Below are 17,346 nucleotides of genomic sequence, written 5' to 3'. Positions count from 1 at the left end.
CGGACGGTCAGTAATGCGCTGGCCGTGTTGATCTTGCCCCGCGTTGGAAGGACCCGTCAACGATGACCACCACTGCAACAGCTCCGGAACCCTCAGTAGGCACCGTCGAGATCGTCCCCAGCTTCATCCGGAACTCGTGGTGGACCCCCGACGCCGCCTCCGCAGCCGGCGCCGCCCCCGTGCTGGACGCCAGCACCGGTGAACTCCTGGCCAGGGTGAGCACCGAGGGCCTGGACCTCGCCGCCGTCGTCGACTACGGCCGCACCACCGGGCAGGCCGAACTGGGCAAGCTGACCTTCCACCAGCGCGCCCTCAAGCTCAAGGAGCTGGCCCAGTACCTCAACGGCCGCCGCGAGGAGTTCTACGCGCTGTCCGCGCAGACCGGCGCCACCAAGATCGATTCGATGATCGACATCGACGGCGGCATCGGCGTGTTGTTCACCTTCGGCTCCAAGGGCCGGCGCGAGCTGCCCAACGCCCAAGTGGTGGTGGACGGCCCGATGGAGGTGCTCTCGAAGGACGGGTCCTTCGCCGGCGAGCACATTTACACCCGGATCCCGGGCGTCGCCGTGCAGATCAACGCCTTCAACTTCCCGGTCTGGGGCATGCTCGAGAAGCTCGCCCCGGCCTTCATCGCCGGCGTCCCCACCATCGTCAAACCCGCCACCCCCACCGGCTACGTCGCCGCGGCGGTGGTGAAGGCGATCGACGAATCCGGCATCCTGCCCCAGGGCTCGCTGCAGCTCGTCTCCGGCTCGGTCCGCACCCTGCTGGACCACCTGGACTACCGTGACCTCGTGGCTTTCACCGGCTCCGCGTCCACCGCCAACACGCTCAAGTCCCACCCCAACGTGGTCAAGGGCGGGGTGCGCTTCACCTCCGAAACCGACTCGCTCAACGCCGCCATCCTGGGCCCGGACGCCGTGAAGGGCACGCCGGAATTCGACGCGTTCATCAAGTCCCTGGTCACCGAGATGACCGCCAAGGCCGGCCAGAAATGCACCTCCATCCGCCGCGCGATCGTGCCGCAGGAACTGGTGTCCGACGTCGTCGCCGCCGTGGGGGAGCGGATCACCGAACGCGTCGTGCTCGGCGACCCGCGCGCCGAGGGCGTCACGATGGGCGCCCTCGCCTCCCGTGAGCAGCTCGCCGACGTGCGCGCCGCCGTCCAGTCGATGCTCGACGCCGGCGGCGAGCTCGCCTACGGCACCCTCGACTCGCCCAAGGTCACCAGCGCGGACGGGAGCGTCGGCGTCGTCGAGGACGGCGCGTTCATGTCCCCGGTGCTGCTGAGCTGGGCCGACCCGGAGGCCGAAGAGGTCCACTCACTCGAAGCCTTCGGCCCGGTCTCCTCGGTGATCGGCTACACCGACCTCGCCGACGCCGTCCGCCTCGCCGCCCGCGGCGGCGGCTCGCTGGTCGCCTCGGTCTGCACCAACGACCCGGCCGTGGCCCGCGAACTCGTCACCGGCATCGCAGCCCACCACGGCCGCGTCCTGATGCTCAACCGCGAGGACGCCCGCAGCTCCACCGGCCACGGCTCCCCGGTCCCGCACCTGGTCCACGGCGGCCCCGGCCGCGCCGGCGGCGGCGAGGAACTGGGCGGCATCCGCTCCGTCATGCACCACATGCAGCGCACCGCCATCCAGGGCTCGCCCAACATGCTGACGGCCGTCACGGGCGTCTGGCACGCCGGCGCGGACCGCAACTTCACGCTCGAGACCGAGGGCCAGCACCCGTTCCGGAAGCACCTGAGCACGCTGCACATCGGCGACGCCATCCGCTCGGAACTGCGCGAAGTCTCGCTGGAGGAGATCACCAAGTTCGCGAACTCCACCGGCGACACGTTCTACGCCCACACCAACCAGGAAGCGGCGGAAGCGAACCCGTTCTTCCCCGGCATCGTGGCGCACGGCTACCTGCTTTTGGCTTGGGGTGCCGGGCTGTTCGTGGAGCCTGCGCCGGGCCCGGTCCTGGCCAACTACGGTCTGGAAAACTTGCGCTTCATCACCCCGGTCGCGGCCGGCGACTCCATCCGGGTCACCCTGACGGCCAAGAAGATCACCCCGCGCGAGACCGACGAATACGGCGAGGTGGCCTGGGACGCGGTCCTGACCAACCAGCACGATGAAATTGTGGCCACCTACGACGTGCTCACCCTCGTGGAGAAATAGCCCCTTCCGACGCTCCCTCACATAATGCGGTTCCGTTGCGGACGCTCCCTCACATAATGCGGTTCCGTTGCGGACGCTCCCTCAGGTCCGGTCACTTCCTGCCTGACGCTCCCTCAGGTGATGAGGGAGCGTCGGCCGTGGGGCTGCCGGATGTGAGGGAGCGTCGGCCGTGGGGCAGCCGGACGTGAGGGAGCGTCGGGTGCTAGGTGCGGAATTGCCGGGTTCTTTCAGCCCGGCTGCGGCGTAAAATCGTGCTCGTAGGAGGTGGCGAAATGTCCCTAGTACTGAGTAAAGCCACAACAGTCCTGCCAGTCGACGACGCAGCACGTGCCCGGCATTTCTATGCGGACACCCTGGGGCTCCCGCACCGTGGCGTGGCAGAGGACGGAAGCGAACTATTCGGCTCAGAAGGCGGCCCCATGCTGCAGCTGATGCCCGTCAAGGATGGAAAGCATTCAGAGCACACCACCCTGAGTTTCGAAGTCAGCGAGATCGAGCGCACCGTCAAAGAGATGGAAGCCAAGGGCGTCACGTTCCAGGACTACGATCTCCCCGATCTCAAGACCGAGAACCACATTTGTACGACGGATTCGGAGAAGTGCGCCTGGTTCATGGACTCCGAGCACAACATTCTCTGCGTGCACGAGAACATCACCACGGCAGCCGACTACCAGCTCTGAGCGGCGGCGCCCGGCCTTCCGGGGCGCTGTTCCATGTCCGCGCTAGGGCCGCGGGGGCCTGTCCCCGTGCTGCACCCCGGGTGTAGCTTGAAACCGGATTCCCGGTTAGCGGAGGCGAGGCGCGCAGACATGACTGATTCGTCTTCCCGGCCGGCATCCGAAACCAGGAACCGTCGCGTCGCCTGGCTGCCGCGCACCCGGATGGGCAACGTGGCACTGGTCCTGGACCTCGCCATGGTTGCCTTCCCGTTGTGGGTCCTGCCGTCCTGGTACCTCGTGACGCTAGTGGTGGGTGCCGGCGGCATGTTCGAGTCGCCCCGGGCGGTGGCCGCGAACAGCATTTTCCAAGGCCTCGTGGTGGCCGGCACGCTGGGGGTCAACCTGGCCGCATTGCTCCGCGCCAGGGACTACTCGATCCTGCTCGGGCTGGCCGTGCTCCCGCTGTCCGCCGTGGTGCTGTACATGGGCTGGTTCGCGGCCGTGAACGGCTTTCCCGGCCTTGCGGGGGCGCATTGACACGGACACGCCGACGGGTGGCGGTGAACCACGCGCAGCACCCGTCAAAGTGCCCCCGGACGGTCCGACCGGCCCGTCAGCGGGAACCGCAGCGCGATCCCGCGGTAGGCGGCGTCAGGCCTTGCCGGGGACGTGGAGGCCGTGGAAGGCCATGGTGATAACGTCGTCGGCCAGCTTCGCAGGGGAGAGTGAACCGCCCGGCTTGTACCACTCGACGATCGAGTTGATGGTGCCGAACAGCAGCCGGGTCACAGTGCGGGGATCAATGTCCTGGCGCAGCGAGCCTTCGTCGCGGGCCTCGGAAATCAGGGCCGCCACCTTGTGGTCGAAGGTGCGCCGGCGCTCCAGCGCGTCACGCTCGATTTCGGTGTTGCCGCGCAGCCGCAGCAGCAGGGTGACGAACGGTAGCCGTTCCACCAGGACAGAGATGGTCTCGCGGATCACGAACTCCAGCCGGGCCTCGGCGGTCCCGGTCCTCGCCTCGGGCCGGTCCAGGATGGCCTCGAGGCCGCCCAAGGCATGGTCGAGGGCAAGTTTGAGGAGATCGCCCTTGGACGGCACGTGGTGGTAGATCGCGGACTTCGAGATGCCCAGGTTCTCGGCAAGGATGCCCATCGAGGTGGCGTCGTAGCCGTGGCGGTTGAAGACGTCGACGGCGATCAGCAGCACCGACTGCTGGTCATAGCCGGGGCGGCCGCGCTTGGTGCTGGTTCCTGTGCTGGGCATACTCGCTAGTTTCTCATGAACGGTCGGTCGGCCCGGCAGCCGTGGCCTGGGAGGTCGTGGCTGCCGGGCCGGCCCGGTGGCTGAACAAACCCGAGGAGGTCAGGCCTTCGGGCGCAGGTCGTAGATCCGGCGCAGCTTGCCGTTGGAGCGCTCCAGCGAACCGGGATCGACGACGTCGACCGTGCAGGAGGAGCCGACGTGGATCTTGATCTGCTGCTGCAGCACCTTCGCCGCCGCCGCGCTGCCCTCGATCGTGACGGCCTCGCGGCGCTCGATCTTGACCGTCAGCTGGTCCATCCGCTGGCCTTCCGGGCGGGTGAGTTCCAGCTGGAAGTGCGGGCTGAGCTCCGGGATGCGCAGTGCGATTTCCTCGATCTGGGAGGGGAACAGGTTCACGCCGCGCAGGATGATCATGTCGTCGCTGCGGCCGGTGATGCGGCCCATCCGGCGGTGCGCCGGGCGGGCGGTGCCGGGCAGCAGCCGGGTGAGGTCCTTGGTGCGGTAACGGATGATCGGCAGGGCTTCCTTGGTGAGCGAGGTGAAGACCAGCTCGCCGGGTTCGCCGTCGCCCAGGACCACGGACGGGTCGAAGGCGTCGATGATCTCGGGGCGGAAGTGGTCCTCCCAGATGTGGCTGCCGTCCTGGGTCTCCACGGCCTCGCCGGCGACGCCCGGGCCCATGACCTCGGAGAGGCCGTAGATGTCGCAGGCCTTGATGTTCATCATCACTTCGAGCTCGTGGCGCATTTCCTCGGTCCACGGCTCAGCGCCGAGCACGGCGTACTTGAGCGAGGTGGAGGCCGGGTCGATACCCTGCTTCATCATCGCGTCCGCGATGGTCAGCAGGTACGTCGGCGTGGCCAGGATGGCGTCGGGCTTGAAGTCCTGGATCAGCGTAATCTGGCGTTCAGTCTGGCCGCCGGAGATCGGTATGACGGTGCAGCCCAGGGCTTCGGCCCCGGCGTGGGCGCCCATGCCGCCGGTGAACAGGCCGTAGCCGTAAGCGTTGTGGACCTTCATGCCGGGCCGGACGCCGGAGGCACGCAGCGAACGGGCCACGAGCTTGGCCCAGTCGGCGAGGTCCTTCTTGGTGTAACCGACCACGGTGGCGCGGCCGGTGGTGCCGGAGCTGGCGTGGATCCGCGCTACCTCGTGCTGCGGCACGGCGAACATGCCGAAGGGGTACTCCAGCCGGAGGTCCTCCTTGGTGGTGAAGGGGAACTTCCCCAGGTCCGAGAGCTCGCGGAGGTCCGTCGGGTGCACGCCCGCCTCGTCGAACTTGCGCTTGTACAGGGGGACGCGGTCGTAGGCGTACGCCAAGGTGTGCTGCAGGCGGCTGAGCTGCAAGGCCTCCAGCTCGTCGCGGGAGATGGTTTCTTCGCGGTCCAGGACGGCGTCGCTGGGGGCGAGGGCAGATTCGGCGGTGGGGGTGGTCATCTGGGTCCCTATTTCTATTTCTTGGAGATGGTGCGGCTGCGGCCGCGGAACTCGGCGATGAGTTCGCCCGGAGCGATGTCGGTGGGGAGTCCGCCCGGGAGTGTGGTGGTCGGGGTGGAGCTGGCTGGAGACTCTGCCGGGCCGGGGGTGGCGTCGGGGTCGGGGTCGGCGGCGTAGATCTGGACGTCGTAGAGGCCGCTGCGGCCGGTGCTGGCGCGGTGGTTGGCGACGGCGGTGAGGATCTGCCCGCGGAAGGCCGGTTTGATGAAATTGATGTCGACGCCGGAGGCCACCGTGATGGACCCCGCGTCGGCCGGGCCCGGCTTCACCGGATTGCAGGCGAGGGCAAACGCGGTGTCGCCGAAGGCGAAGATCATTCCGCCGTGGGCCATGCCGAAACCGTTGAGCATTTCCTGTCGGAGCGGCATCCGGATGGTGGCGTGGCCGTCGTCGAGCGCCAGGACCTCAATGCCCATCCATTCGGAGGCGTAGTCGTCTTTCAGGACGGGGTGGGTGTCACCGGAAATCGTCAGTTCAGCCATGCGTCGTTGCCTCCAGCTTTATTTACCGAATGTTCATTAGGTAATCCCATCCGGGTGCCCGCTGTCAAGGGGTGTAAGTATGCTGGGACACATGGCCAAAGGAATATATGTCAGCGCGACGACCCCGGGATCCGGAAAGTCGCTCATCGCCCTGGGCCTGGCGGACACGCTCCACCGGCACGCGGACCGCATCGGCTTCTTCAAACCCGTCGTGCACGGCCGCGCCGACGCCGACCCGATGGTCGCGCTGATGAAATCCCGGTTCGACCTCGACGACGACCGCTGCCGCGCCGGCCTGACCTTCGCCGAGGTCCGCGGCCTCCTTGCGGAAGGAAAACGCGAGGAGATCGACTCCCGCTGCGTGGAGATCTTCGCGGAAATGTCCCGGCACTGCGACGTGGTGATCATTGAGGGCACAGACCTGACCGGCCAGGATGCCGCCGTCGAATTCGACCTCAATGCCCGGCTCGCCAACAACCTCGCGGCGCCGATGGTCGCCGTCGTCGGGGCAAGGGGCCGCACCGTGGCCGAAACCGCGGACGCCGTCGAGGTGGCCCGCAAGGAGCTCCTCGCCGAGCGGTGCGCCCTGCTCGCGATCATGGTCAACCGCGCCGATCCCGAGGACGTGGAGGCGATCGCCGCGGCGGTCCGCCCGGGTGCCTCCGGCCGCCCCGTGTACGTCTTCCCCGAACTGGAGGACATCGCGCGCCCCACCACCGGCGAGGTGGCGTCCGCGCTGGGCATCGGCCAGGTGGCCGGCCTGCCGGACCTGGAGCGCGACGTGCACTCGGTCAAGGTGGCGGCCATGAACGTGGCCAACTTCCTGCACGTGCTCGACGACGGCGCGCTGGTGATCGTCCCCGGCGACCGGGCGGACGTACTGGTGGCCTGCCTCGCGTCCTCGTTCTCGCCGGAGTTCCCGGTGCCGTCGGCGCTCATCCTGACCGGCGGGCTGGCCCCGGACCCCACCATCTACTCGCTGCTGGCGCAGGCCCCGTTCCCGATCTTCGCCGCGCCGGACGACACCTACGTGACCGCCAAACGCGTCTCCGAGGTGCGCAGCGAAATCTGGTCCGGCCACCGCCGCAAGGTCGCTTCCGCGCTGGGCCTGTGGGCCAAACGGGTGGACGAGGCGGAACTGCTGGAACGCCTGCACCTGCCGCGGCCGGAGCGGATGACGCCGCTGCGGTTCCTGCACGACCTGATCGAACGGGCCCGTTCGCAGCGCCGCCACATCGTCCTGCCGGAGGGCACGGACGTCCGGATCCTGCGGGCCGCGGAGATCCTGCACCGCCGCGACGTCTGCGAGCTCACCGTGCTGGGCCGCGAGTCCGTGGTCCGCGAGCTCGCCGCCACGCAGGGAATCGACCTGACCGGGATCAACATCGTGGACCCGGCCACCTCGGAGCTGCGGCAGGGCTTCGCGCAGAAGTACGCGGAACTGCGCGCGCACAAGGGCGTGGACCTGGCGAAAGCGCTCGAGGTGATGCAGGACGAAAGCTACTTCGGCACCATGATGGTCCAGCTCGGCGTGGTGGACGGCATGGTCTCCGGGGCCGCGCACACCACGGCGCACACCATCCGGCCGGCGCTGGAGTTCGTCAAGACCCGCGAGGGCGTCAAGATCGTCTCCTCGGTGTTCCTCATGCTGATGCCGGACCGGGTCCTGGTCTACGGCGACTGCGCCGTCAACCCCGAACCCAACGTGGAACAGCTCGCGGACATCGCGCTGGCCTCGGCGGAAACCGCGGCCCAGTTCGGCGTCGAGCCGCGGGTGGCGATGCTCTCCTACTCCACCGGCGGCTCCGGGTCCGGCGAAGCGGTGGACGCGGTCCGCCAGGCCACCGAGCTGGTGCGCCAGCGGCGCCCGGACCTCGCGGTGGAGGGCCCCATCCAGTACGACGCCGCCGTCGACGCCGCCATCGGCGAGTCCAAGATGCCCGGCTCGTCCGTGGCCGGGCAGGCGACGGTCTTCATCTTCCCGGACCTGAACACCGGCAACAACACCTACAAGGCGGTCCAGCAGTCCTCCGGTGCGGTCGCCGTCGGGCCCGTGCTGCAGGGGCTCCGCAAGCCGGTCAACGATCTGTCCCGCGGCTGCACCGTGGACGACATCCTGAACACGGTCGCCATCACGGCGATCCAGGCCCAGTCGGTGCAGCCGGCCGCCGAACCGCCCGCAGGGCAGCCCACCGCACTGCCCGTTGACGCCAAGGCTTAGGAGGCCCCATGCTCGTGCTCGTCATCAACTCAGGCTCGTCCTCGCTCAAGTACCAGGTCCGCGACGTCGAAGCGGGCAGTGTCCTCGCCGAGGGGCTGGTCGAGAAGATCGGGATGGGCAACGGCGGCGACGGCGACGGCGAGATCGAGGGCCCCCGCGACCACGCCGAGGCACTGGAACAGGTGGACGCGGCGATCCACGAGGCGCTGGGCGACCGGCCGCTGGACGCCGTGGGCCACCGCGTGGTGCACGGCGGCGAACGCTTTTCCGAACCCGTGCTGGTCAACAATGAGATCACCCGCGCCATCGAGCGGCTGAACCCGCTTGCGCCGCTGCACAACCCGGCCAATGTGCTCGGCATCCGGGCGATCGCGAAAAAATGGCCGGACCTGCCGCAGGTGGCCGTCTTCGATACCGCCTTCCACCGCACCCTGCCCGAACACGCGTGGCGCTACGCCGTGCCGGGCGAGCTCTACACCAACCACGGCATCCGGCGCTACGGCTTCCACGGCACCTCGCACGAGTACGTGGCGCACCGGGCCGCGGCGCTGCTGGACCTGCCGGTGGAGGAGTTCGACGCCGTGATCGCCCACCTCGGCAACGGCGCCTCGGTCACCGCCATCCGCGGCGGCAAATCCATTGACACCTCGATGGGCTTCACCCCGCTGGAGGGCCTGGTGATGGGCACCCGCTCCGGCGACCTGGACCCCTCCATCCTGGTCTTCCTGGGCCGGGCCGGCTGGTCCGCCGAGGACATTGATTCGATGCTCAACCGCCAGTCCGGGCTCAAGGGCCTCGCCGGGAACAACGACATGCGCTCGGTCGTCGAGGCGGCGGAGGCCGGCGACGCCAGATCCGCGATGGCGCTTGCCGTGGCTTCCTACCGGCTGGCGAAGTACATCGGCGGCTACCACGTGGCCGTCGGCGGCGCGAAGGCGCTGGTCTTCACGGCCGGAATCGGCGAGAACTCGCACCAGTTCCGCAGCCTTGTCACGGAACGGCTGGGGGCGCTGGGCGTGGAGCTCGACGCCGGACTGAACCGCGAGCGGTCCAAGGAACCTCGGGTGATTTCGACGCCGGGTTCGGCGCTGCCGGTGCTGGTGGTGCCGACCGACGAGGAACGCGCTATCGCGGAGGCGACGGCCGCCGTCGTCGCCCACTCATCGGTTGCTCCGTAACCGCCCTTTTGGCCGCGCATAACGGCACTGCTGGGCCCACGCCGGCAGGGTTCCCTGACCGAGCTTGCGAGGGGAGGGGGCCGGCGGGGAGCAGCCGACGGGGTTACGGGTCCTAGGCTGGGGAGATGACCGAACTGAACCTGCCCCTGCGCACCCGGCGGCTGGTGCTGCGCCGTTTCGAGGCCGGGGACCTCGACGCGTTCTACGCCTACCATTCGCTGCCCGAGACGGCCCGATTCCTGCCCGGGGAGGCGAAGAGCTACACCAAGTCCATGGAGTCCGTGGGCAAGTACGCCAACTTCGTCTTCGAGAAGGAGGGCGACTGGATCTGCCTGGCCATCGAAGCAGCCCAGGTGGACAAGTGGCATTACAAGGGCCAGTGGGCCACCGAGGTGGTTTACGCGATCCTCGCTGACGAGTGGACGGCCCGGCAGACGTCCGGCTGAGCTTGTCCAGCCGGGAGTTCCGCAGCGGCGGCCAGTCGGGTTGTCTGGACCGTGGTGGGCGTCGACGGAGAGGACACGAGGTCGGTGACTTGCCAAAGATGGCCGCTTGGAGAGTTCCATAGCGGCCATCTTCGGCAAACGAACCTGTGCGTAGCGCTTCGGCGTAGCCTGCCGTGCCGGGAACGCCCCCGCTCCCGGTTTACGGCCCCGCCTCCAGTTCGGCTCCCACCCCCCTACGGTGCGGGCGGGGCTGTGTCCGTGGGGGCAGCCGACGTCGTGACCGGGGCCGGTTCGACGGCGCCACCCGCAGTGTCGCCGCCGGCAGGCTGGCTGGGATCGGGCGCCAGCGTGGAGTCCGGCGCGGGCGGCACGGTTTCGCCCGGCGGGGGCGGTTCCGTGACGCCGGTCGACGGCGATGGGGAGGACGACGGCGTGGCCGACGGGGAAGCCGTTGCCGGCGGTGTCGGCGTGGCAGCCCCGGCCGGCGCCGCGCTGGGATCCGTTCGGACGATCTCCATGATCTGTTCCTTGAATCCACTCAACGTGCCCTGGATCTCAGCGAGCGGGACGTTCTGCAGGTTGCGCCCGTACTCGGCGATCTGCTGCCACAACGCGTTGAGCCGGGACGTGCCCTCCGGGCTTAGCGGCCCGTCCAGGGTGAGGACCAGCTGGCTGGCCAGGGCGTAGGTGAGGCAGCGGAGGCAGTTGTTGTTGGCCGCCGCGGAGAGGTTCTCCGGAACGATCACATCCGCCTGCCCCACGATCAGCACAACCTGGAATCCCACGGCGACAGCGGCGCAGTCCTTGCAACTGGCGAAGGCGTAGGCCTCGTTCCGGTTGCGCACGTCCTCCCCGTCCTCGGCCCAGACCAGCGCGAAGGCGACGTCATAGACCACAGAGCTATCCGTGGTGTTGACTGCCAGTGACTGGTTGCCGCCTTCCGCGGGAGCCGCCGGTTTGTCGAAGGGGAACACCCAGGAGGGGGCCTCCGCCGTGGTGCCGGATCCGCCGGTCGGGACAGACCCCTCGCGGGGCACCAGGACCATGCTCAACTGGGGGTCCTCGCGGGTCGGTTTAGGGGCGCCCTGGGGCCAGAGCGCCACTGTCCGTCCGGCCTGGCCTTCCTTCATCCGGTTGGCCGAGGCGGCGGGGAAAACAGCTGTGGTGATGTCGCCCAGGGTGCCCCGTTCATAGGGCTGAACCGGGCGGTAGCTTTCGGCGCCGGGCCACCAGGCCCACGCGAGGCCCGCGGCGACAGCGACGACGGCGGCCATCGCCACGCCGCGCTGCAGTGCCTTGCCCTGCGTCTTTTGCCAGAGGCTGCTGATCAGTTGACGCCCCGTGCGCAGCAGGATGTAGAAGATGCCCAGGATGGGCAGTCCGATGCAGATGATCGCCAGCACACGCACGGCCGCGTCGGCGAAGTCGCCGTTGGCTGCGCTGTGGGTGAGCATGGCCTGCTGCTTCCAGCCGTTGTCCCAGGCCGTGCCGAGGATCCTCGGCAGGGCAATGACCATGGTGACCAGGCTGAACACCAGCAGGGGAACCGTGACCAGCACCCAGACGGTGACGACGGCGCGGGCCCAGGGCTTGAGCAGTTGGGCCTCGGGATCGGTCTTGCGCCAGGGGACCAGGGCCAACAGGGTCGGTTTGATCCGCTGGAACAGGTCCGGGACCCCAGTGGCGTCGGCGAGGATGTGGTAGCCGTCAAAGCGGACCATGGGCATCAACTGCCGGACCATTTGCAGGATCTGGGTGACCACCACCAGCAGGAGCGCATCGAAGCCGGTGGCCCACCAGACGCCCATGATGGCCACGGCCACGATGGCGTTGAAGTACAGGCCGCCCATATCGGTGCGGAGGCGTCCGGCGCGGCCCAGCCGGTAGGAGTCGGTGACGTCGGTGTAGAAGGCGGGCCACATCAGGTACAGGCCGGTGCCCATGGCGCCCGGCGTGGCGCCCCCGCGTCGGGCGGCCGCAGCGTGACCGAATTCGTGGAAGCCGGCCGAGAGTACGGTGACCAGCAGGATCAGCAGCACCAGCCCGGGATTTGCGAAGGCCTCGTGCGTGGCCGAGGCAAGTCCCTTGACCATCAGCACCCACCAGCAGGTGGCGAGGAAGGCGGCAGTCACGGCGACGACGATCAGCGGGTTGAACAGCGTTGCGAACGGTGCGGTGAGCTTCCGGGTGCGTTCCGGATCCGTGACGGAGTACCGGAACCGCATGCCCAGGAGCGGGTTGGATTTCTTGACCGCCGGCTGGGAGCCGTCGGCCAACCGCAGCAGGCCCAAGGGCAGCAGCTGGGACTCGATCAGGGTCTGGACGTTTCCGGCACTGACCTGCTTTCCGTAGGCGCTGCCGGCGTGCTGTGCAATCTCCTCCAAACTGCGGCGGCCGTCCACGGCTTCCAGCACCAGGTAGAGCAGCCGCGTCAACTGCAGTGTCTGTCCGTCGGCGCGCCGAACCAGGGACGGCGCCTGCTTGTAGCCGGAGCCCTTCGTCTCGCCGAGTAGTTGAACGCCGTCGGCCAGGGTCGGGGGCGGCAGGGTGACGGCGGCAGCAGAGACCGGCGGGCCGTCCTGCGCGGACGGCCCGCCGTGCAAAGTAGTCACTGAGCGGCTACTGCTGGATGTTCGACTGCTGATCGGCCGAGGCCGCAGCCTCGCCCTCGATGTTCTGGTTGATGATCGCGTCCTGCTGCGAGACCGCGTAGGAATCGCTGTCGATTGAACCGATGTTGGCCGCGACCGCGGCGTCGATCGGGGCCGCAACGTTGGCATTGGCGGCCACCGCGCCGTTAATCGGCGCGGTGATGCCGGCGTTGGCATCGAGGTTGACGTCGACGTTGAGTAGGTTGCCGTTGAGGGCGCCGGCAGCGTCGGTCGGCAGCGCACCAAGGTCGGGCGCCGTGCCGTCCGGCAGGACATTCGTGGCGCCGTCCAGCGTCCCGTCCACGGCGCCGTCGAGGGTGCCGCCGTCCAGCGTGCCGCCGTCGAGGGTGCCGCCGGCGTCGACGGTGGGGGAGGTGGCGCCGTCGGCCGTCCCGGCATCGCCGGTGGTGGCGGGCGCGTCGGAACCGGAGGCCTGGTCGATGCCGCTGTCCTGGACGGAGGTGGCGTTGGCGTCGGCGACGATGCCCTGGTTGATGATGACGCCCTGGTCGGAGAGGGCCTGCGACTCCGAGCCGGCGGAGAGGATGTTCGCCGATGCAGCGGCGTCGATGGGTGCGGCGACATTGGCGTTGGCCGCGACGGCAAGGTCGATCGGCGCGGCGGCTTCGATGCCCAGGTTCAGGTCGGCATTTAGGTCCAGGACCGAGGCCACTTCCTTGTCCGGCAGCGCGGTGGCAGCCTCGGACATCAGTTCCTCGTCGGACAGGGCGTTCATAGCGGGTTCAGTACTCACGATTGACTCCAGTTCCGGCACGGTTGCTGCTGCCCCCAATGAGCAGTCTCTCCACCGATGTGCCTAGTGCAGGTCAATAGTAAGCATGATGATCAAATTTGGGTATGCGGCGGACCGGGAGTCCGCGGGATCGCAGGTGGATATGTGCCACCTTCGAGCGCCGGCGCGCCGCCGAAGCCGGCCTCCCGGACGAAAAACTGAGTGCGGCACCAGGCCAAGGGCCGGACCGGGGTCCCGACGCTCCCGCCCAGTTGTGCCCGTCTGCTCGGCTTCCGGCCCCGGCAGGTTCCCGGAAACCTGGGGCGGCCCGGGGCCAACCCGGGTTGCGGTGGCGAACAACTGGGCTGGAGCGCCGCCGACCGGTCATGGCTGCGGCCCTGCACTTCGCGTTCACCGGGTGTTCCGGGGTCGGATGCCTGGCTCTCCTAGTCTCGCCGCAGGAGCGGCACGTTTGAGTTGCCGTCCAGCGACGAGAGGGAACGATGATTTCGAACATCAGCGAACATAAACTGAGCAGGCGGGCGGCCCTGGCTGCCGCCGGGACGATCGGGGCGCTGGGCGTCGCGATGTCCGCAGCGGCGGGGAGCCAAGCGGCCCCGGGGGCCAAGGCCCCCAAGCCCACCCTGGTATTCCGCCCGGACGGCACGTTCAAAGTGGTCCAGTTCAACGACACGCAGGACGATGAGCAGACCGACCGCCGCACGATCGAACTGATGGACCGCACCCTCGATGCCGAAAAGCCTGATTTCGTGGTCATCAACGGCGATGTGATCAATGGTGGATGCGACACGGCCCTGGACGTCAAGCAGGCACTCAACCAGGTGGTCCGGCCGATGGAGAGCCGGAAGATTCCGTGGGCGGTGACGTTCGGCAACCATGACGAGGATTCGGCGAACAGGACGGGCATGACCGAAGCAAAGATGCTCCGGTTCCTGCAGACCTACCAGTACAACCTGAACGCGGACTCGGTGCCCGGCCTGACCGGAACCTCCAACTCTCAACTGCTGGTCCAGTCCTCCCGGTCACGGGATGCGGCTTTCGGCCTGTGGCTCATCGACACGGGCCGGTACGCCCCGGACGCCATCAACTGCCAGGACTTCGCGGGCTATCCGGACTGGGACTGGGTACGCATGGATCAGGTCACCTGGTACCGGAACCAGTCCCTTGCTACGGAGCGGAAGTATGGGAAGAAGATTCCCTCCCTCATGTGGGGCCATATCGCCCTGCACGAGCACCGCAATATGTGGTTCGCCAGCATCGACTCGCGGACGGACGCGGACCACGCACGGGCCGTGGCCAAACACGGCATCGTCGGCGAGCGCAACGAGGCCGAATGCCCGGGGCCCTTCAACTCCGGGCTGTTCAGCGCGTTCCTCGAGCGCGGAGATGTGCGCGGCTACTTTGTGGGCCACGACCATGTCAACACCTACGTCGGCAACTACTACGGCGTTCAGCTCGGCTACGGGCCCGGGACCGGCTTCGGAGCCTACGGGCTGGCCGGCGCGGATCGGAACAGGCTGCGCGGCGCACGTGTTTTTGAGCTCGACGAGAACCACCCGGGAATCTATAAGGACACCCGGCTGGTCTTCGCCAAGGACTTTGGCATCGATCTGACGGCAAATGACCAGCCGATCGTTCCGCTCCCGCTGGACCCGGCCCAACGTTAAGGCGCAACGCAAAGGCGCAAAGCTAACGGGTCCGGCGCGGGAGCCTGCGCCGCCAGGACCGCCGGTTGCTCCGTAACCGCCCTCTTGAGGGCTCAAAACGGCGGCTACGGAGCAGTCGGTCGAAGGAGGCGGCTACTTCAGCCCGGCGCCGGGCAGCAGGTCGGTGGCGCGGAGCGAGTCCGCGACGAAGGCGTAGTCCCAGGCGCGTTCCTTCCACTGCACGTACCGGCCGGAGGCGCCGCCGTGGCCGCCGTCCATTTCAATCTTCATCACGATCGGCTCGCTGCCGGTGTTCACCTCGCGCAGCCGCTGCACCCATTTGGCTGGCTCCACGTACAGCACGCGCGTGTCATTAAACGAGGTGACCGCGGCGATTTTGGGATACGCCGCGGACCGGACGTTCTCATACGGCGTGTACGACTTCATGTACCTGTACACCTCCGGGTCCGTGATCGGGTTGCCCCATTCCTCCCATTCCAGGGCGGAGAGCGGCAGTTCCGGATCCAGGATGGTGGTCAGCGCGTCGACGAACGGCACGGCCGCGACAATCGCCGCGTACTTTTCCGGTGCCAGGTTGGCCACCGCGCCCATCAGCAGGCCGCCGGCGGAGCCGCCCATGGCCGCGATCCGGGCCGGGTCCACCCAGCCGGAGCCCGCGAGCCAGTCGGTGGCTGCGATGAAGTCGGTGAAGGTGTTCTTCTTGTGCAGCTTTTTGCCGTCGTCGTACCAGTGCCGGCCCAGTTCGCCGCCGCCGCGGATGTGCGCGATCACAAACACGATGCCGCGGTCCAGCAGCGAGAGCCGGGGAATGCCGAAGCCCGGGTCCATGCTCAGCTCGTAGGAGCCGTAGCCGTACACCAGCCCGGCCGCCGTCGAATCCTGCGCCACGGACGCGTGCCGGAGCACCGAGAGCGGGATGCGGGTCCCGTCGGAAGCGACCGCCCATTCCCGGGTGGCGACATAGTCGGCGGACGAGTAGCCGCCCAGCACCGGGCTTTCCTTGCGCAGCAGCAGTTCGCCGGCGGGCAGCTCCGCCGTCGGGAGCACAAAGTCGTAGACCCGCGACGGCGTGAAGTAGGAGGTGTAGCCCATCCGGATCACCGGGGCCTCGTAGTCGGAGCCGGCCACCCCGGCTGTGTACAGCTCCTCGTCGAAGGCCGGTTCCACGGGCGCGCCCTGCGCCGGGGTCCCCAGTCCCGCCAGCGGCAGGACCTGCACCCGTTCGATCGTGTCCTTGCGGATGGACAGCACCAGGTGGGTGGAAGTCACGCCGGCGCCGTTGACGCGCACCTGGTCCGAATGTTCGACGACGGTCCGCCACTGCTGCTCGGCGGCCGGCTTCGCGAGTTCGGCCGGGTCCACGAGCGAGACCATCGAGTTGATGGCGTCCTTGTTGTGGGTCAGCAGGATGGTCTCGCGGCCCTCCAGCAGGAACGGTTCCGCCTCGTACAGGATGCGCTCGTCGCGGGAGATCACGGTCATCAGCCCGGAGTCCGGCGCGTCGAAGCGCAGCAGGCGGGTTTCGCTGAACTCGGAGCAGCCGATGCCCAGGACCAGGTGGCGCCGGTCGGCCGAGAGCTCGAAGCCGAGCCACATTGCGACGTCGTCCTCCTGGTAAATCAGCTCGTCGTCGCTGACGGGCGTGCCCAGCACGTGGGCCTTCACCTGGTAGGGGCGCCAGGAGGCGTCCACGACGGTGTAGAAGATCCGGTTGCCGTCGGGGGAGAAGGACACGCCGTAAAACACGTTCTCGATCACATCCGGCAGCAGCTCGCCGGTACGCAGGTCCTTGATGCGGAGGGTGAACCGCTCGTCGCCGGCGTTGTCCACGGCGTAGGCATACAGGTTCCCGTCAATGGTCACCGCGGAGCCGCCGACGGCGAAGAACGGTTTGCCTTCCGCCTCCACGTTGCCGTCCAGCAGCACCTCCTCGCCGGGGATCGCGACGCCGACCTCGACGGCGGGCGGAGTCCAGTCCGCCACGCGGTCGCCGCTGTCCTGGGCACGGACGCGGCACTGGATGCCGTATTCCTTGCCCTCGACTGAGCGGGTGTAGTACCACCAGCCGTCCTTGCGGTTGGGGACAGAGAGGTCGGTCTCCTGGGTGCGTCCCTTGATTTCCTGGAAGATGGCCTCGCGCAACGGTTCCTGGTGGGCGGTCACCGCTTCCTGGTAGGCGTTTTCGGCCTTCAGCAGTTCCACGACCTCGGCGGATTCTTTGTCCCGCAGCCACTCGTAGTTGTCCTCGAAAACATCACCATGGTGGGTGCGGCGGGCGGGCACTTTCTTGGCCACGGGGGGCTGCGGGGAAGGCTGCACGGGAGTCTGCGTCATGGACCCAATCTACCGAACAT

13 protein-coding genes are annotated in these 17,346 nt (G+C 68.1%); 7 read left to right on the top strand and 6 right to left on the bottom strand.

What is annotated here, in order from left to right; all coding sequences use genetic code 11:
* The first annotated feature begins 62 nt into the window (after window positions 1-62).
* The 3 genes from paaZ (at window position 63) to AC1MED_RS15095 (ending at window position 3,370) form a co-directional block, all read left to right on the top strand.
* On the top strand, window positions 63-2,174 hold the full coding sequence (gene paaZ / locus AC1MED_RS15105) for a phenylacetic acid degradation bifunctional protein PaaZ (RefSeq protein WP_479784054.1): 2,112 nt from the start codon (window positions 63-65) through the stop codon (window positions 2,172-2,174).
* A gap of 272 nt (window positions 2,175-2,446) precedes the next feature.
* On the top strand, window positions 2,447-2,854 hold the full coding sequence (locus AC1MED_RS15100; RefSeq protein ID WP_479784052.1) for a VOC family protein: 408 nt from the start codon (window positions 2,447-2,449) through the stop codon (window positions 2,852-2,854).
* 129 nt (window positions 2,855-2,983) lie between these two features.
* On the top strand, window positions 2,984-3,370 hold the full coding sequence (locus tag AC1MED_RS15095; protein WP_479784050.1) for a hypothetical protein: 387 nt from the start codon (window positions 2,984-2,986) through the stop codon (window positions 3,368-3,370).
* Window positions 3,371-3,484: 114 nt separating this feature from the next.
* Here the strand turns inward: AC1MED_RS15095 and AC1MED_RS15090 are convergent, their stop codons facing one another.
* The 3 genes from AC1MED_RS15090 to AC1MED_RS15080 all read right to left on the bottom strand — a co-directional run bounded on the left by AC1MED_RS15090 (window position 3,485) and on the right by AC1MED_RS15080 (window position 6,075).
* A complete protein-coding gene (locus AC1MED_RS15090) occupies window positions 3,485-4,096 on the bottom strand; it encodes a TetR/AcrR family transcriptional regulator (RefSeq protein ID WP_479784048.1) in 612 nt (203 codons plus the stop codon).
* 99 nt (window positions 4,097-4,195) lie between these two features.
* Window positions 4,196-5,533: a phenylacetate--CoA ligase PaaK gene (gene paaK, locus AC1MED_RS15085; RefSeq protein WP_346957755.1), complete on the bottom strand. Its 1,338-nt coding sequence runs from the start codon at window positions 5,531-5,533 to the stop codon at window positions 4,196-4,198.
* A 14-nt stretch (window positions 5,534-5,547) separates the two neighbouring features.
* The gene (locus AC1MED_RS15080; RefSeq protein WP_479784047.1) at window positions 5,548-6,075 is read right to left on the bottom strand and encodes a hotdog fold thioesterase; all 528 of its coding nucleotides are present in this window, start codon (window positions 6,073-6,075) and stop codon (window positions 5,548-5,550) included.
* Between the two features lie 91 nt (window positions 6,076-6,166).
* Here AC1MED_RS15080 and pta point away from each other — a divergent pair, with 91 nt between their 5' ends.
* The 3 genes from pta to AC1MED_RS15065 all read left to right on the top strand — a co-directional run bounded on the left by pta (window position 6,167) and on the right by AC1MED_RS15065 (window position 9,920).
* Window positions 6,167-8,296: a phosphate acetyltransferase gene (gene pta / locus AC1MED_RS15075; protein ID WP_346957753.1), complete on the top strand. Its 2,130-nt coding sequence runs from the start codon at window positions 6,167-6,169 to the stop codon at window positions 8,294-8,296.
* Window positions 8,297-8,304: 8 nt separating this feature from the next.
* On the top strand, window positions 8,305-9,474 hold the full coding sequence (locus tag AC1MED_RS15070; protein ID WP_479784045.1) for an acetate kinase: 1,170 nt from the start codon (window positions 8,305-8,307) through the stop codon (window positions 9,472-9,474).
* Window positions 9,475-9,599: 125 nt separating this feature from the next.
* Window positions 9,600-9,920, top strand: coding sequence for a hypothetical protein (locus AC1MED_RS15065; protein ID WP_479784043.1), 321 nt, complete (start codon window positions 9,600-9,602; stop codon window positions 9,918-9,920).
* Window positions 9,921-10,153: 233 nt separating this feature from the next.
* Here the strand turns inward: AC1MED_RS15065 and AC1MED_RS15060 are convergent, their stop codons facing one another.
* On the bottom strand, window positions 10,154-12,532 hold the full coding sequence (locus tag AC1MED_RS15060; protein WP_479784042.1) for a hypothetical protein: 2,379 nt from the start codon (window positions 12,530-12,532) through the stop codon (window positions 10,154-10,156).
* A 7-nt stretch (window positions 12,533-12,539) separates the two neighbouring features.
* Complete coding sequence (locus AC1MED_RS15055) at window positions 12,540-13,325, bottom strand: peptidoglycan-binding protein (RefSeq protein ID WP_479784040.1); 786 nt, start codon at window positions 13,323-13,325, stop codon at window positions 12,540-12,542.
* 482 nt (window positions 13,326-13,807) lie between these two features.
* Here AC1MED_RS15055 and AC1MED_RS15050 point away from each other — a divergent pair, with 482 nt between their 5' ends.
* Window positions 13,808-14,992: a metallophosphoesterase family protein gene (locus AC1MED_RS15050; RefSeq protein WP_479784038.1), complete on the top strand. Its 1,185-nt coding sequence runs from the start codon at window positions 13,808-13,810 to the stop codon at window positions 14,990-14,992.
* A gap of 132 nt (window positions 14,993-15,124) precedes the next feature.
* Here the strand turns inward: AC1MED_RS15050 and AC1MED_RS15045 are convergent, their stop codons facing one another.
* Entirely contained in the window at window positions 15,125-17,326 is a 2,202-nt protein-coding gene (locus AC1MED_RS15045; protein ID WP_479784036.1) for a S9 family peptidase, read from the bottom strand.
* Window positions 17,327-17,346 lie beyond the last annotated feature (20 nt).

This window comes from Arthrobacter sp. BI5, assembly GCF_056680065.1.
The sequence above is the reverse complement of the archived record's forward strand: the minus strand, read 5'-3'. Positions and strand labels throughout refer to the sequence as shown.

Bases quoted from the DNA above. Each gene is read 5' to 3' on its own strand.
- AC1MED_RS15050 (WP_479784038.1), top strand. From the start codon at position 13,808: ATGATTTCGAACATCAGCGAACATAAACTGAGCAGGCGGGCGGCCCTG.
- AC1MED_RS15095 (WP_479784050.1), top strand. From the start codon at position 2,984: ATGACTGATTCGTCTTCCCGGCCGGCATCCGAAACCAGGAACCGTCGC.
- AC1MED_RS15070 (WP_479784045.1), top strand. From the start codon at position 8,305: ATGCTCGTGCTCGTCATCAACTCAGGCTCGTCCTCGCTCAAGTACCAG.
- AC1MED_RS15080 (WP_479784047.1), bottom strand. From the start codon at position 6,075: ATGGCTGAACTGACGATTTCCGGTGACACCCACCCCGTCCTGAAAGAC.
- AC1MED_RS15045 (WP_479784036.1), bottom strand. From the start codon at position 17,326: ATGACGCAGACTCCCGTGCAGCCTTCCCCGCAGCCCCCCGTGGCCAAG.
- paaZ (WP_479784054.1), top strand. From the start codon at position 63: ATGACCACCACTGCAACAGCTCCGGAACCCTCAGTAGGCACCGTCGAG.
- AC1MED_RS15100 (WP_479784052.1), top strand. From the start codon at position 2,447: ATGTCCCTAGTACTGAGTAAAGCCACAACAGTCCTGCCAGTCGACGAC.
- AC1MED_RS15065 (WP_479784043.1), top strand. From the start codon at position 9,600: ATGACCGAACTGAACCTGCCCCTGCGCACCCGGCGGCTGGTGCTGCGC.
- AC1MED_RS15090 (WP_479784048.1), bottom strand. From the start codon at position 4,096: ATGCCCAGCACAGGAACCAGCACCAAGCGCGGCCGCCCCGGCTATGAC.
- pta (WP_346957753.1), top strand. From the start codon at position 6,167: ATGGCCAAAGGAATATATGTCAGCGCGACGACCCCGGGATCCGGAAAG.
- paaK (WP_346957755.1), bottom strand. From the start codon at position 5,533: ATGACCACCCCCACCGCCGAATCTGCCCTCGCCCCCAGCGACGCCGTC.